This is a genomic window from Qipengyuania proteolytica (assembly GCF_019711565.1).
Lineage (GTDB): Bacteria > Pseudomonadota > Alphaproteobacteria > Sphingomonadales > Sphingomonadaceae > Qipengyuania > Qipengyuania proteolytica.
Map to the genome: position 1 here is coordinate 706,404 of NZ_JAIGNN010000002.1, position 14,475 is coordinate 720,878.

A 14,475-nucleotide genomic window follows, 5' to 3' on the forward strand; every position below is an offset into this window, starting at 1 on the left:
CGCCAATCTTGCGGTAACGGGCTTCCGGGGTTAAGCGCCCGCAACGTTCACAACCGGATCGACCTGACAGCGTGACTGCGCCCGCCAGCTATTCCCTCCCTGAAGGTATCGTCGGACTCAAGGGTCCGGTGACGAAACCCGCCCCCGGTACGCTGCCGCTTCGCGGCGACCTTGCACACGTGGCGCTCGCGGACCGCTATCTTGCCGCGCATTACGTCATTCCTCAGCCGCGCACGGTCGGTACGAGCGATGTGACGCTCAAGATCGCCATGCGCGACGATGCGGATGACGGCGCTACCCTGCCCGCCGGCTCGCCCGTCGAGCTACTCGACATCGCCGGCGATTGGGCATGGATCGCCTGTGGCCCCGAAGGTCCGAGCGGCTATGTGCGCCTCGGTTCGCTCGCCGTAGCCGGGTGACGCATACCGTCTTCATCGACGGTGCGGCCGGAACGACCGGTCTCGAGATCGCCGAGCGCCTCGCCGGGCGCAGCGAGTTCACGGTTTTCTCGCTTGACGACGAGAAGCGCAAGGACCCAGCCGCCCGGCGCGAAGCGCTGAACGAGGCGGATGTCGCCATACTCTGCCTGCCGGACGAGGCGGCGCGCGAGGCGATCGGACTCATCGATCCCGCCAGTCGCACGCGCATCATCGATGCTTCGAGCGCCCATCGCACGAGCGAAGGGTGGTGTTACGGTTTTCCCGAACTGGTCGGCCCCGACCGGGTTGCCGACGCCCTGAGGGTCAGCAATCCCGGCTGTTATCCCACAGGTTTCCTGGCCCTGGTCGCGCCGCTCGTGCGCGAAGGCCTGTTGCCGGCAGACTGGCCGTTCACCGTCAACGCGGTCAGCGGGTATTCCGGTGGTGGCAAGGCGCTGATCGAACGCTTCGAAGCCGACGGCGCCCCAGCCTTTCGCAGCTACGGCTACGATCTCGCCCACAAGCATCTGCCCGAGATGAAGGCTCATGCAGGTCTGGAGCACCCGGTGCTGTTCGCGCCGTCCGTCGTATCCGCCTATCGCGGCATGATCGTCGAGGTGCCGCTGCATCTGGGCGCGATGGCAACCGACCCGCATGCCGATACCCTGCGCGACGCGCTCGCTGCCTTCTATGCCGATTCGCGCGTCGTCACGGTCCGCGAGAAAGCGCCGATCGGCGAACTCCTGCTGGAGCGAAGCGCGGAGCCTTGGGACGGGCTGGAACTGTTCGTGTGCGGCAACGAAGGCGGCTGGAACGCGCGCCTCGTCGCGCGGCTCGACAACCTCGGCAAGGGTGCGAGCGGCGCAGCGGTGCAAAATCTCAACCTGCTGTGCGGACTGCCCGAAACCGCTGGCCTCCGCCCCTAGGACTGCCCGTTTTTTAGGCAGCTTGCGTTGGCCAATTAGGCAGGTCGCGATCCGCGTTACGCGGCCAGCGGCCATTTGTTTCCGAAAATGCCGCAATCGTGCCGCCTGGCTTGCCGGAATCGTCGTGGACGGCCAAGCAGGGACTTGGCACGATTCTTGGAACACCGCGCGCAGGCGCGCATTCGTTTCACGAGGGCGCATCGCAACCGGACAGGCGGGACAGGCAACACGTGAAAAAGATCGAAGCGATCATCAAACCCTTCAAGCTCGACGAAGTGAAGGAAGCGCTGCACGAAATCGGCGTATCCGGCATCACCGTGACCGAGGCCAAGGGCTTCGGGCGCCAGAAGGGCCACACCGAACTGTATCGCGGCGCCGAATATGTCGTCGACTTCCTGCCCAAGGTGAAACTCGAAGTGGTCGTCACCGACGACATCGCCGAGCGCACGGTCGAGGCCATCGCCGCCGCCGCCCAGACCGGCCGCATCGGCGACGGCAAGATTTTCGTCTCGCCGATCGAAAGCGCCCTGCGCATTCGCACCGGCGAGAAGGACAACGACGCAATCTGATTTTCCGGCACGCCGAGCCGCGTGCCGAATTCCAATCCAGTTCAAACGGAGGCAATACCAATGGCAAGTGCAAAGGACGTCCTTAAGCAGATCAAGGACGACGGTATCGAGTGGGTCGACCTGCGCTTCACCGATCCCAAGGGCAAGTGGCAGCACCTGACCATGGTCGCCAAGATTCTCGGGGAAGACGAACTCGAAGACGGCCTGATGTTCGACGGCTCGTCGATCGCGGGCTGGAAAGTCATCAACGAGAGCGACATGATCCTCAAGCCCGACCTCGAGCGTGTCTACATGGACCCGTTCAGTGCGGAACCGATGATGATCATCTTCTGCGACATCGTCGAACCCTCGACCGGTGAGTGGTACGCCCGCGACCCGCGCACGACCGCCAAGCGCGCCGAGGCCTTCCTGAAGTCGACCGGGATCGGCGACACCATCTATGTCGGCCCCGAAGCCGAATTCTTCATGTTCGACGACGTCCGCTTCGAAGACGGCTATGCCGGTTCGGGTTACGCCATCGACGACATCGAACTGCCGACCAACACCGGCAAGGAGTACGAAGCCGGCAACATGGGCCACCGCCCGCGCGCCAAGGGCGGCTATTTCCCGGTCGCCCCGGTCGACAGCGCCGTCGACATCCGCGGCGAAATGGTTTCGACCATGATCGAAATGGGCCTGCCCTGCGACAAGCACCACCACGAAGTGGCCGCCGCGCAGCACGAACTCGGCCTCACCTTCGGCACGCTGGTCGAAACCGCCGACAACATGCAGATCTACAAGTACGTCGTGCACCAGGTCGCCCATGCCTATGGCAAGACCGCGACCTTCATGCCGAAGCCCATCAAGGCCGATAACGGCAGCGGCATGCACACCCACATGTCGATCTGGGATGGCGGCAAGCCGACCTTCGCCGGCAACCAGTATGGCGGTCTGTCGGAAAACTGCCTTTACTACATCGGCGGCGTCATCAAGCACGCCAAGGCCCTGAACGCCTTCACCAACCCGACCACCAACAGCTACAAGCGCCTGGTGCCGGGCTTCGAAGCCCCCGTGCTGCTGGCCTATTCGGCGCGCAACCGGTCGGCTTCGTGCCGCATCCCCTATGGTGCGGGCGACAAGGCGAAGCGCGTGGAGTTCCGCTTCCCTGATGCGATGGCCAACCCTTACCTCGCCTATGCGGCGCTGCTGATGGCGGGCCTCGACGGGATCCAGAACAAGATCCACCCGGGCGAAGCGATGGACAAGAACCTCTACGACCTGCCGCCGGCAGAACTCGCCGAGGTGCCGACCGTGTGCGGATCCTTGCGCGAAGCGCTCGAAGCGCTGCAGGCCGACCACGACTTCCTGCTCAAGGGCGACGTGTTCACCAAGGACCAGATCGACGCCTATTGCGAGCTGAAGTGGGAAGACGTCCTGCGGGTCGAAACGACGCCGTGTCCGGCCGAATTCGATATGTACTATTCGGCTTAACCTTTTCGCGGCATAGAGCCGCCATCACCGAGCTGGGCGTCCGGAGCAATCCGGGCGCCCTTTTTCGTAGCGTGCCCGTTCGAAAGGATTTTCCTACTCGGGCAAGGGCTGCCTAATTCCTTCACCTCCAGTTCCGAAAGAGGTGCCCCGATGACGCGCAAATCCCTGTTCGACCTTGTTCGCCGCATGCTTGGTCGCGGCTTCAGCCAGGCAGAGGTCGACGCGCTCGACGATCTTCTCGACGAGGCTGGAATTTCCGCCCAGGACAGTGGTCCAGGCGGTCCATGTCTGCCTCCGCGGGAGATTGGTGAACGCGGGATCCAGCTCATCAAGCGGTTCGAGGGCTGCGCCCGGCTACGGCCCGACGGCCTGATCGAAGCCTATCCCGATCCGGGCACGGGGGCCGCGCCCTGGACGATCGGGTGGGGCGCAACCGGCCCTGATATCGGCCCTGAAACGGTCTGGACACAGGCGCAATGCGACGCGCGGCTCGCGCATGACATCGCGCGCCATGCCCGCGAGGTGATCGATGCGATCAGCGATGCGCCGACCAGCCAGGCCCAGTTCGATGCGCTGGTCAGCTTCCACTACAATACCGGAGCCATCGCTCGCGCCACCCTGACGAAGCGACACTGTGCGGGCGATCAGGCTGGGGCGGCAGACGAATTCGCCCGCTGGAACCGCGCGGGCGGCAGGGTGATGAAAGGGCTCGTCCGCCGCCGCCGCGAAGAGGCCAAGCTCTACCGCTCTAAAAGCTGAACCACCGATAAACGCCCCACATTTTACGGAACCGGACCGTTGACGGCACCGTTGGGGCGGCAAAGGAGATATAAAATGCGATACATACTGAGCGGTGCGGCTGCGATCGCGCTAGCCGCCTCGGGCGCATTGGCACAGCCCGGTAATGGAAATGGTAACGGAAACGGACCCGGCGATCGCGGCAAGCCAGCCGCTTCGGCCGGCAAGTCCGACAATGGCAAACAGCGCGGGTCGCAGGCCAACCGTGGCCCCGAGCGCAAGGCTGAACGCCAGCGCGGTCCCGAACGTCGCGTCGAACGGCAGGCTGAACGCCGCGTCGAGCAGCGAGAAGATCGCCGTGCCGAGCGCGGCAACGGTAATGGCAACGGAAATGGCAATGGCAACGGCAAGCGAAATGCCGGGCCCATCGAGCGCAATCTCGAGCAAAGGGTCGAACGCAACGTCGAGCGCCGAGTCGAACGGCGCAGCGACCGCCGTGACGGTTTCATCGATCGCGTAGTCTTCGACCGCGACCGTGACGTGCTGCTTCGTGATCGTGACAGGCGTTACATCGAAGGGTGCCCCCCCGGTCTGGCGAAGAAGAACAACGGCTGCATGCCGCCGGGTCAGGCGAAGAAGTATTACGAGCGCAGCGTGCTCGGGTACGACTACCGACCCAGCCTGTTCGGCCTGCTCGGTTACGGTAGCGGGCGCTACACCTATAACGACGGCTATCTGCTGCGTCTCGGAAATGGTGGCGGGATCAGCGGCTATATCCCGTTGCTCGGCGGCGCGCTGTCCATCGGCAACCCGTGGCCGTCCTCCTACGACTACTATCCGGTGCCCGATTACTACGTCGACTACTACGATCTTGGGCAGCGCGATCGCTACCGCTACGCCGACAACGTCATCTATCGCTACGATGCGGAGGATGCCGCCATCCTGTCGGTTGCAGCGCTGCTGACCGGCGACGATATCCGCGTCGGCCAACCCATGCCGCGCGGCTACGACGTCTACAACGTGCCCTATAGCTACCGCGATCGGTACTACGATCGCAGCGATGCCTACTATCGCTATTCCGATGGGTACATCTACCAAGTCGATCCCACCACGCAGCTGGTTGCTGCCGTGATCGATCTCGCCATCTGACGGAGTGCTGTTCATGAAAAAGACGCTGAAACACGCGGCGGCAGCCGTCGCGATGCTTGCCCTGCCCCTCGTGTCCGCCTGTTCGCAGGCCGAGGAGGGCGAGCAGCAGACTTCGGAAACCCGGGATGAAGGCACTCTCACCCTCGGATCCGCCCTTGGTGCGCAAGATGACATGGATACGTTGCGAAGCGCGCTGACGACGAGCGAGTTGTCCGGCCTGCTCGATGGCCCGGCAAGCTACACGCTGCTCGCTCCCAACGACCCTGCTTTCGAGAAGCTTGGCGAGGCCGGCAGCGAATTGCTGGCCGAGGAGCAGAAACCGCTCCTGCTTGCGCTGCTGCGCGACCATCTGCTTCCCGGGCATCTGACGCCGGAAACGATCGCCAGCGCAATCGACGCCAATGGCGGGCCGGTGACGATGACGACGCTCGGTGAAGGCGAGGTGACTTTCGCGAAGCAGGGCGACACGCTCACCGTCAGCCTCGGCGATGGCGATCAGGCCACTGTCGTCGGGACGGCTATAGCCGCAAACAACGGCGTGGTCATTCCGCTCGATACCGTGCTGCGTCCCGCAGGCGGTGACCAGGCTCAGTAATCGCGACTGATCTCGGCCACGACGCTCTCGCGTCCCACCGTCGAGACGGCCGCGAGGAGCGAAAGCCAGCTCGTCACGCGGAACTCCACCTCGGTAGCGCTATATCCGCGGCCATCGGTGATGATCTCGGCGTAGAACCGCCTACCGAAGTTCTTGCCCAAAGCAACGCCGGTCCCGCGTCCCAGCGCGGGATCGGCGCTGACGATCCGAAGCCGGTCGAGTCCGATCGCGCTACGGAGCTGGTTGATCGGATCCATCCCGCCGCCGCCGCGCAGGCTGGCGACAGCAGCGCCCAGTTGCAGGGCGTCGGTGGCGGAAAGGCTGGTCACCGAGCCCCCGAAAAGCAAGCGCGCTAGGATTTCTTCCTCGGGCAACGCCGGGTTCGAGCTAAATGCGATTTCCGGCTGGGTCGCGCTGCCACGAACCGTGACATCGACCGTCAGCCCATCGCGCTCGGTCTCGGCCAGGATGTCGATGCGGGGATCGATGGGCACATTCTCATCGAACTCGATTTCACCGCGGACGAGCTCGAAACGCGTCCCTGCAAAGGTATAGTCGCCCCGAACGACACGGGCGTTGCCGCCGATGCGCGGATTGTCGGTCGTCCCGCGCAGGATGATGTCGGCGCCCCATTCGCTGTCGAGGCCCATGCCGTCGACGTCGATCCGGCTCCGCCCGCTCGCATCGATCAGGTAACGCCATGGACGCGATGGCGCTGCCACCTGCTCGCGATTGGCCGGCCGGTTGATCTCGCGTGTGGCGATCTGTGGGAGACGCAAATCGTCCGCCGCCGTACCCAGACGCCAACTCGCCCGGTCGACCCGGACGCGGCCGGCGATCGTCCCGCCCAAGCCGTCCGAGACGATCCGCAAGGGGCCGGTGATCGTTGCGCTGAGGCCATTCGCGTCAAGCAGGCGTGCATTGGTCGCGGAAGCGCGCAGGTCGATGATCGGGCCGCGAATCTCGAGGACGCGCCCTTCGACCGGTTCGCCCAGCGTACGCAGGTCGACGACCCCGCTCCCGCTGACGCGGCCCCCATTGGGTGTCTGTCCGGCAAACCGCGTGAGCTGCAACCGGGAACCGGCGAACTTGCCGCGGACCGCCACGTCGCGGATGTCGGTCCCGGAAAGCGAGCTCTGGACGCGCAGCGCGTCGCTCGAAAGCGAGCCGCGCACCGTTGGGTCGGCAAGGGTGCCGGTCGCATCGGCAGCGACGTTGACCGGTCCGGTCAGGTCGAAGGCATCGATGGCAGCAAGGCGCCAGAGGCTCTCGGCGGCCCCGCTGTAGCGCAGTTGCGCGAACAGCCGCCCCGCCCGCAGCCGATCGAGCAGGAGGCCGGACTGCGGCAACCCATTGATGCGCGCCTGCACACGACCACGCCGAATGTCCTCGTTCCGCAAGGTGGCACGAGCCTCCAGCTGGGTCGCGCTGAGGCGGGCAAGCAGCGCGACATCGACCGGCCGCGACGTCAGCACCAGGCCGGAACGGGTGAGGTCGTCGATCTTCACGCGCGCCTCGCCCACCGGCACGCGGTCCTCGCCCATCCGGTATTCGACCGCGCCTGAAATCGTTCCGCCGAGACCGGTATCCGCTCGAAAGATATCGATCAGCGAAAGGGGCATGCCAGCGATCTTGAAGTCCAACTCGAGATCGTCGCCGCCGAACCTACCGGCAGCGATGATCCCACCGTCGCCATAGCTCAGCTGGGAGGGGGCGAGACGCCAGGCGTCGCCATCTCTGGTGAGCACTGCCCGCCGCGGCATCGAGATCGGCCTCCCGGCGAACTCGCCACGGGCTGCAAGAGCGATCCGCTCGGGCTGGAAGCGCGTATTGATGTCGAGCTCGAACCGCGCATTGCGTCGGCCGGAAACCGAAGCGTCAACTTCGCCGACACCATTTTCGACCCTGCCCTGCGCCGCAAAGCGACCGATGAAGAGCGTACCGTAGGCAAGACCGGCGCCGCGTGCCGATCCGCTGAAACTGGTCCGTCCTTCGCCGATGACACCTTCCGCGTCCACCCGGGCACGGGCGATCCGGATGGGCGTTTCGCCGCCGAAACTTGCATTGCGAGCGGTGAGATCGACGTCGATTCCCTGCATTCCTGCTCTCGGCGCCAGACCGATCGTGCCGTCGAGACCGCCACCTGCAAACGCCAGCTGGCCTTGGGCACCGCCTTCCACGAAAGTGAGGCCGCCCGTTACCTGCGTATCGGTGAACCGCAGGCTGGCAATATCGATCCGCGTGGGACCACCTGAGGGAGCGTAGAGAGCAAGCTCGCCGGCAAACGGGCCGAGCAGCGATCCGCCCTCGGTGTCGATCGCGAACCCTTCCTTCGTGGGGGCGATGGCCACGCGGACATTGTCGAGACCCGTGACGGGTGCGGCGAACACGAGTACGGCCTCGGGGCCACGCTCCGCAAGCGACGCTTCCACAGTGAAGTCGCCGTAGTCCGTGTGTCTCCCGCTGCCCGCTATCCGCGTGGTGCCCTGCCGCACGTTGCCGTCGAGGCGCATCGCCAGCTTGCTCGCATTGATGCGCACGCCATCGAACACGAGCGGTCGATCGCCCCCCACCGCGATTCCGCCGCGCACACGGATCGGGTTGCCGGCAAGATTGGCGAGCGTGTCGTTGGTGACGGGCGAAATCCGGGCATCGAGATCGGCAGCGAGTCGCCATGGCGCGCCCGAAGCCAGCGTCAGGTCGATCATCGCCGTTCCGCCGGCCAGACCGACATTGTCGAGCGCAAGCCGGTCGGCGCGCACGGGGCCGCGGATCTGGTAAGCTCCGGTGGCGAAGTCGCCGCGCAGGGCGAGATTTGCGGCTGCTCCGGGAAAGGTCAGTCTAAGGTCGTCCGCCAACAGGCGCGAACCTGCAAGGACGAGCGTCCCGCGCGCCGTGCCGTTGGCCAATCGCGGATCGACCATCGCATTGCCGCTCACGATACGACCGACATCGAGGTTGAGCGGCAGGGTCCAGCGTGTTCCGTCGTAGCGCGCCGTGCCCTGCTGGGTGAGGTTCGTCAGGACGGTACCGCTAACGTCGAGCTTTCCGACCACGAGCCGGTGAACGATTGCAAGGTCCGAAAACGGCCCATTAAGCGTCGCTTCCAGTCGCCCGTCATCTACGGTGATTCCCGGTCCAAAGAGGGTCGGGTCGCGCAAGCGGGCCTGGACGGCGAGGTTATCCGCGCGGTTCTCCGCGAGGTTGAGCGTTCCGTCCGCGTCGAGCGACACGCCGCGCCCGACCAGCTGGGTCCGGCCATCGAAGATCCGGTCCGCGATCGTCATGGTCGATCGGATGGCGACATCGTCCCCAAGCGCATCGCCGGGCAATCCTTCGAGGAAACCGGACGGGTCGATCTTGCCGAGAAGGCCGAAGCGGCCGCTGCGGTTCGTGATCTTGAGCGCGGCGATGCGACCTTCCTCGTCGCGGACGAGCAAGCCGCCGTTCCACGCCCCCCAGGTCCCATCGCCGCGGATGCGCGCCTGATGCGCGCCTTCCACACCTGCGAGCGCCACAACCGGCCCGCCAGCGGCGGCGTCGACATCGAGTGCGAGGTCGAAATTGTCACCGTCGGGCTCGGCATCGAGCAACAAGGCAACACGGTCCTGTTCACCCAGCCTGCCCTTGGCATCGAGCATCAGGCGCCTGTCGGTGACCTGCACCTCGCCCGCGAGATCGACCCTCTGGGCCACGTCGCCCGCAATGCCGGGGGCGAGCATCAGATTGTCGATCTCGAATTCGTCGATCGATATATCGAAGCCCGGCAGGATGGGTCCTTCTTCCTCGCTCGGGAGGAATTCCGGAACGCGGGCGAGCGTCGCCCGTCGAGCCGCGAAACTGTCGATTTCGAGCCGGTTCGAAAGCCATGCGCCGGGGTTCCAGTCCACCTCCGCGCGCGGGATAGTCATGAAGACACCCTTTGGGTCGGACAGGCGGACATCGTGAAGGATGGCCGCCCCGTAGAGATTGCCCTCGATCCTGCCGATCGAGATGTTCAGCCCGTTGGGGAAGGTCTGCTGCGCGATCCGGCTGGCAAGGAAACGCTCGCCCAAGGGGGTGTTGAGGACGACCAAGGCGCCGACCACGAGCAATACCAGTCCGGCAAGCAGGCCGAGCGCCCACTTGCCGACGCGACCCAGCGAAGAGCCGCGGCGCGGTGCTTGGATTTCGGCGGATGGCTCGGTCATCAGAATGCCTGTCCAAGCGAGACATAGACCGCGACGGACGCGTCGTCTGGGTCGGGATTGAGCGGGACGCCCACGTCGAGCCGGATCGGGCCGAAGCCGGTGGCATAGCGGACGCCGATGCCGGCGCCGTATTTGACGAAGCGGAAATCGGGCGTGCTCGCGATCGACACCGCACCGAGATCGAAGAAGGGCACGATAGACACTGCGCCGCCCATGAGGCCGGTGCCGATGCGCGCTTCGACCGACGCCTCCACCAAGCTGCGCCCCCCGGTCGGTTCGCCCAAGTCGTTCTCCGGCCCGATGGTCTGGTAGCCATAGCCGCGGACAGAGCCGCCGCCGCCCGCATAGAGGCGGCGCGATGGGGCGATCGCGAAGGTTGGCGCACCCTGGATGCTGGCGAAGCGAAGGCGTCCGGCCAGCACCGTCCGCTCACCGACGGACTGATAGTAGGAAGCATCGACCTGGTTGCGGAGATAGAAGTACTCGCTGCCCTCGGTCCGGGAAACTTCGGGGGCCACGAAGCCGGTCAGGCGGAATCCGCGCGACGGATCGAGCAGCGAATCGCTGGTATCGATCGTCGCCCGCCCGAAAACGGAGGCGACGAAATATGTCTGACGGGGGCGCGGGATTCCGCCCATCACGCGGTTGCGCTCGTCCGTGGCCAGGATCTCTGCGCCGAGCGCCCACGAAAAGGGCTTCTGGAACAGGAGCGTCGACAGCCGCTCGTAGGTCCCGCTGAGCGCCACGGTGTTCGCGTCGAAAGCGTCGGTATCCACGGTCGAGGCATAGGCATCGATAGTGAGCACCTTGTCGCGGCCGCCGAAATTGTTGCGGCGGAAGGTGACCCCGGCCAGCTGCTCCTGCGTACCCAGAATGCCGCGCACCTTGAGCGCGCCTTCGGGCGGGAAGAGATTGCGGTGTTCCCAGCTGGCCTGGATGCGGATGCCCTCTTCCGAACCATAGCCGATCGCGCCGGCGATCGTCCGCAGCTTGGCGCGCTGCAGCGTCACGTCCATGTCGACGACGCCGGGTTCGTCGCCCTGCGGCGGGGTCACCTCGCGCGGCGTCACCGAGACGGTCGACACCAAGCCGGTCGCCGTGACCGCGCGACGCAAATCCATGTCGAGGCTGCGCTTGTAGACATCGCCGGGATCGAAGCGTGCAATGCTCGCCAGGTGACGCCCCGAGAGGAATTCGGGGTCGCTGCTGACGACGTCTCCGAATACATATTTCCCGTTGGGCCGTACCGGCATGGTCAGGTCGCCCTCTTCGCGCTCATGATCGATCAGCAGTTCCGGCTCGTCGATCTCGGCGAAGGGATAGCCCGTTTCACCCAGCGCACGGTCGAGGTCGAACCGCTCCTGCACGATCGTGTCGCTCTGGAGGTAGTCCCCGGTGACGATCCCGAAGGCGGCGCGCAGGCTTTCGGCATCGGGAGCACTGGAGAGGTTGCCGAGATCGATCGCGCCAAAGCGATAGCGGTCACCCGGTATGATATCGAAACGAACCAGCGGGCGCTGCTGAGCGGCGTCATCACCCGCATCGCGCGCGCCGATCGTCCGGATGATGCGACCGTCATAATAACCGTAGACCCGCAAGAGATTGTCGAGCAGTTCCTCATCCGCCCGCGCCCGGGCGGCGAGCTGGGCTGCATTCTCCTCACCATTCTCGAGTTCTTCGATGGTCGAAAGCGCTTCGAACCGGCTCACGAAATCGTCGCGCTCGCTGAAAGGCGGTTCGCTCTGCGGAAAGCCGAGGACGAGTGTGTCGGACAGCTCGCGTGTTTCGGCATCGGCGAGGTCGATCCGGCGACGGTCCTCGAGCAGGCTGGCGAATTCGATGTCCGATTCCGGCTCCAGATCCTCGATCGGTGCGAATTCGACGTCCTCCGGCCAGGCGACCTGCATGTCGGGCAGCTCGGCGATCGGCGTATCCGCTTCGATCTCGGCCATGGCGCCGGGATCTAGCGGCTGCTCGCCGTCGGTCCCCTGCTCCGCCCATTCTTCCGGCGCATCGACTGCGCTATCGGGGATCAGTTCTTCCAGTTCCGCGGACGTTTCACGATCTTGTGCCGCGACCGGCACGCTGAAGAGCGCCGCGGTTGCAGCGCAAAGCAACAGGGCATGACGAAGAAGCTCAGTCGGCGAGCTTGTATTCGGCCGGGCTACCGTCCTTGGCGGGCAAGGCGTCGCCGCGCTTTGCGCGGGGAGCCGTTGCGGCGGCGATGAGGCGCCGCTGCTCGTCGTCGGCCATGCGCTCCCATCCCGCGCGACCGAGCTTTTCGAGCGGGCGGTAGCGGACCTTGTACTGCATGCGCTCGGCACCCTCGACCCAATAGCCGAGGTAGACGAACGGCAGGCCGCGTTCCGCTGCGCGGCGGATGTGGTCGAGGATGATGTAGTTACCAAGCCCGGCGCGATCCTCATGCTCAGGGTCGTAGAAGCTGTAGATCATCGACAGCCCGTCACCCTGGAAATCCGTGAGACATGCTCCAACCAGGCGACCCGGTTCGGCGCCGATCCCCGGCTCCCTATATTCAACGACATAGCTTGAGACAGGCGTGTGTTCCACCATATCTGCAAAGTCGGTGTCTTCCATCTGCGTCATCCCGCCCCCGGGATGCCGCGATGCGAGATATTTCTGCAGCAGTTCGAACTGCTCGTCGGTCGCCCAGGGGCGACATTCGGTCGAAACCAGGTCGTCATTTGCCTTGAGCGCACGGCGTTGCGCCTTCGACGGTTCGAATTCATTCGCAACCACCCGCACCGAAACGCAAGCTTGGCAGTCGAGGCACGAGGGACGGTACGCGACGGTCTGGCTGCGACGGAAGCCGATCCGTCCGAGAGCTTCGTTGAGTTCGTCCGCATTGGTGCCGCGCAGCTCGGTGAACACCTTCCGCTCGCTCTTGCCCGGCAGGTACGGACAGGGCGCAGGGCTCGTCACGAAGAACCGGGGAAAGCGAATCGGGGCCGTCACGGTTGCGGGCATCCTTTCGTCAGCGAATCCGTCTGCCGGGCCATCTTGGCACGGCGTTAACGGTTTGTTGACTCAGTTATGCAGCACACGGTTCCGGGTTAAAAGGTCCTTAACCATGAAAAGCGGGTTCGGGCCGTCGAACGCCGTGCGAATTGTGGAAAAAGACCAGCCGCGACTCAGGCGAGTTCGGCGAGCTCGACGTGATATCCCTTGGCCCTCAGCCCCTGCACCAGGCCGTCGATCTGGTCGGCATCGCGCGCCTCGCACTCGATTTCCGCCGTCAGGCCTTTGGCAGGAAGGGTCGTGAAAATCCGCTGGTGGTAGATTTCGATGATGTTGACGTTGTGCGCGTTGAATTCGCGCATCACCTTGAACAGCGCACCGGGGCGGTCCTGCAGCGTGATCTGGAGACGTGCGAGGCGGCCAGAGCGCGCGAGGTCACGCAACAGCACATTGGCGAGCAGTCGCGTGTCGATATTGCCGCCGCACAGGACGAGACCGACGGTCTTGCCGGCGAATTTCTCGGGATAAGACAGTACGGCGGCCAGGCCCGCAGCACCGGCACCCTCGACCACCGTCTTCTCAATCTGGAGCAGGAGCGAAACCGAATGCTCCAGCTTCGGCTCTTCGACCAGCAGCACTTCATCGACCAGTTCGCGAATGATCTCGCGGGTGAACTCGCCCGGAGCCTTGACCGCGATCCCTTCCGCCAGCGTATCCCCGCCGCAGGGCAGGTCTTCTCCGGTGACGGCCGAATACATGGAGGGAAACAGCTTCGCCTGCACGCCGACCATCTCGATATCGGGCTTCAGCGCCTTGGCGACCGTCGCCATCCCGCTCATCAGTCCGCCGCCGCCGATCGGCACGACCAGACAGTCGAAATCGTCCTTCTGCTCGAGCATTTCGAGCGCGACGGTGCCCTGTCCCGCAGCAACCAGCGGGTGGTCGAACGGATGGACGAAGGTGAGGCCGCGCTCGGCCTCTAGCTGGCGCGCGTGGGCGTAAGCTTCGTCGAAGGTCTCGCCGAACAGTTCGACATTGCCGCCGACGCTTTCGGTCTGCATCACCTTCACGCTCGGCGTGGTCTGCGGCATCACGATGGTGACCGGCACGCCGAGCCGACGACCGTGGTAGCTCAAACCCTGCGAATGGTTGCCGGCAGACGCCGCAATCACGCCGCGGGCCTTCTGTTCCTCGGTCAGGTGCAGCAGCGCGTTGAGCGCGCCGCGCTCCTTGTAGGCGGCGGTGAACTGCTGATTTTCGAACTTGAGCCAGATATCCGCGCCGGTGATGTCCGACAGGGTTTGCGATCGCATCATCGGCGTCCTCACCACTGCGCCTTCGATGCGCGCGGCCGCGGCCCGCACATCGTCGAGGGTCAGGAGGTCGGTCGCCTTGTCGGCGGCGCGCGCGGTGGATGCCAGTGTCATGGCCTGCCCCTAC

Annotated in this window: 12 protein-coding genes; 7 read left to right on the forward strand and 5 right to left on the reverse strand. The window is 65.0% G+C overall.

From position 1 onward, the window contains the following. Positions 1–71 precede the first annotated feature (71 nt). The 5 genes from K3172_RS12395 (at position 72) to K3172_RS12415 (ending at position 4,143) form a co-directional block, all read left to right on the forward strand. Positions 72–419 carry a hypothetical protein gene (locus K3172_RS12395; RefSeq protein WP_221590466.1) on the forward strand — a complete coding sequence of 116 codons (348 nt, stop codon included), beginning with the start codon at positions 72–74 and terminating at the stop codon, positions 417–419. Continuing rightward, entirely contained in the window at positions 416–1,345 is a 930-nt protein-coding gene (argC, locus tag K3172_RS12400) for an N-acetyl-gamma-glutamyl-phosphate reductase (RefSeq protein ID WP_221590468.1), read from the forward strand. The genes K3172_RS12395 and argC overlap by 4 nt, the downstream gene beginning before the upstream one ends. Before the next feature lie 230 nt (positions 1,346–1,575). Then, positions 1,576–1,914: a P-II family nitrogen regulator gene (locus K3172_RS12405; RefSeq protein WP_221590469.1), complete on the forward strand. Its 339-nt coding sequence runs from the start codon at positions 1,576–1,578 to the stop codon at positions 1,912–1,914. 60 nt (positions 1,915–1,974) lie between these two features. After that, positions 1,975–3,384 carry a type I glutamate--ammonia ligase gene (glnA, locus tag K3172_RS12410; RefSeq protein ID WP_221590471.1) on the forward strand — a complete coding sequence of 470 codons (1,410 nt, stop codon included), beginning with the start codon at positions 1,975–1,977 and terminating at the stop codon, positions 3,382–3,384. 150 nt (positions 3,385–3,534) lie between these two features. Further along, complete coding sequence (locus K3172_RS12415; protein WP_221590473.1) at positions 3,535–4,143, forward strand: lysozyme; 609 nt, start codon at positions 3,535–3,537, stop codon at positions 4,141–4,143. Positions 4,144–4,254: 111 nt separating this feature from the next. On the opposite strand, the gene K3172_RS12420 is transcribed toward K3172_RS12415, so the two are convergent. Then, positions 4,255–4,569, reverse strand: coding sequence for a hypothetical protein (locus K3172_RS12420; protein WP_221590475.1), 315 nt, complete (start codon positions 4,567–4,569; stop codon positions 4,255–4,257). Positions 4,570–4,662: 93 nt separating this feature from the next. On the opposite strand from K3172_RS12420, the gene K3172_RS12425 reads away from it, so the two are divergent. Together K3172_RS12425 and K3172_RS12430 are read left to right on the forward strand one after the other, a co-directional pair. After that, positions 4,663–5,271 carry a hypothetical protein gene (locus K3172_RS12425; protein ID WP_221590477.1) on the forward strand — a complete coding sequence of 203 codons (609 nt, stop codon included), beginning with the start codon at positions 4,663–4,665 and terminating at the stop codon, positions 5,269–5,271. Positions 5,272–5,284: 13 nt separating this feature from the next. After that, complete coding sequence (locus K3172_RS12430) at positions 5,285–5,866, forward strand: fasciclin domain-containing protein (protein ID WP_221590479.1); 582 nt, start codon at positions 5,285–5,287, stop codon at positions 5,864–5,866. Here the strand turns inward: K3172_RS12430 and K3172_RS12435 are convergent. From K3172_RS12435 to K3172_RS12450, 4 genes are all read right to left on the reverse strand, one after another. After that, positions 5,860–10,056, reverse strand: a complete 4,197-nt coding sequence (locus tag K3172_RS12435; RefSeq protein WP_221590480.1) for a translocation/assembly module TamB domain-containing protein — start codon at positions 10,054–10,056, stop codon at positions 5,860–5,862. The genes K3172_RS12430 and K3172_RS12435 overlap by 7 nt on opposite strands. Further along, the gene (locus K3172_RS12440; RefSeq protein WP_221590483.1) at positions 10,056–12,173 is read right to left on the reverse strand and encodes an autotransporter assembly complex protein TamA; all 2,118 of its coding nucleotides are present in this window, start codon (positions 12,171–12,173) and stop codon (positions 10,056–10,058) included. Before K3172_RS12440 ends, K3172_RS12435 begins: the two co-directional genes overlap by 1 nt. A gap of 19 nt (positions 12,174–12,192) precedes the next feature. Then, positions 12,193–13,032 (reverse strand): arginyltransferase, encoded by an 840-nt coding sequence (locus K3172_RS12445; protein WP_221590485.1) that lies wholly within the window; start codon positions 13,030–13,032, stop codon positions 12,193–12,195. A 176-nt stretch (positions 13,033–13,208) separates the two neighbouring features. Beyond that, positions 13,209–14,462, reverse strand: coding sequence for a threonine ammonia-lyase (locus K3172_RS12450; RefSeq protein ID WP_221590487.1), 1,254 nt, complete (start codon positions 14,460–14,462; stop codon positions 13,209–13,211). Positions 14,463–14,475 lie beyond the last annotated feature (13 nt).

What these genes read in the sequence shown, in the direction of transcription:
- K3172_RS12435 (WP_221590480.1), bottom strand. Translation starts at nt 10,056, where the DNA reads ATGACCGAGCCATCCGCCGAAATCCAAGCACCGCGCCGCGGCTCTTCG.
- glnA (WP_221590471.1), top strand. Translation starts at nt 1,975, where the DNA reads ATGGCAAGTGCAAAGGACGTCCTTAAGCAGATCAAGGACGACGGTATC.
- K3172_RS12415 (WP_221590473.1), top strand. Translation starts at nt 3,535, where the DNA reads ATGACGCGCAAATCCCTGTTCGACCTTGTTCGCCGCATGCTTGGTCGC.
- K3172_RS12430 (WP_221590479.1), top strand. Translation starts at nt 5,285, where the DNA reads ATGAAAAAGACGCTGAAACACGCGGCGGCAGCCGTCGCGATGCTTGCC.
- K3172_RS12450 (WP_221590487.1), bottom strand. Translation starts at nt 14,462, where the DNA reads ATGACACTGGCATCCACCGCGCGCGCCGCCGACAAGGCGACCGACCTC.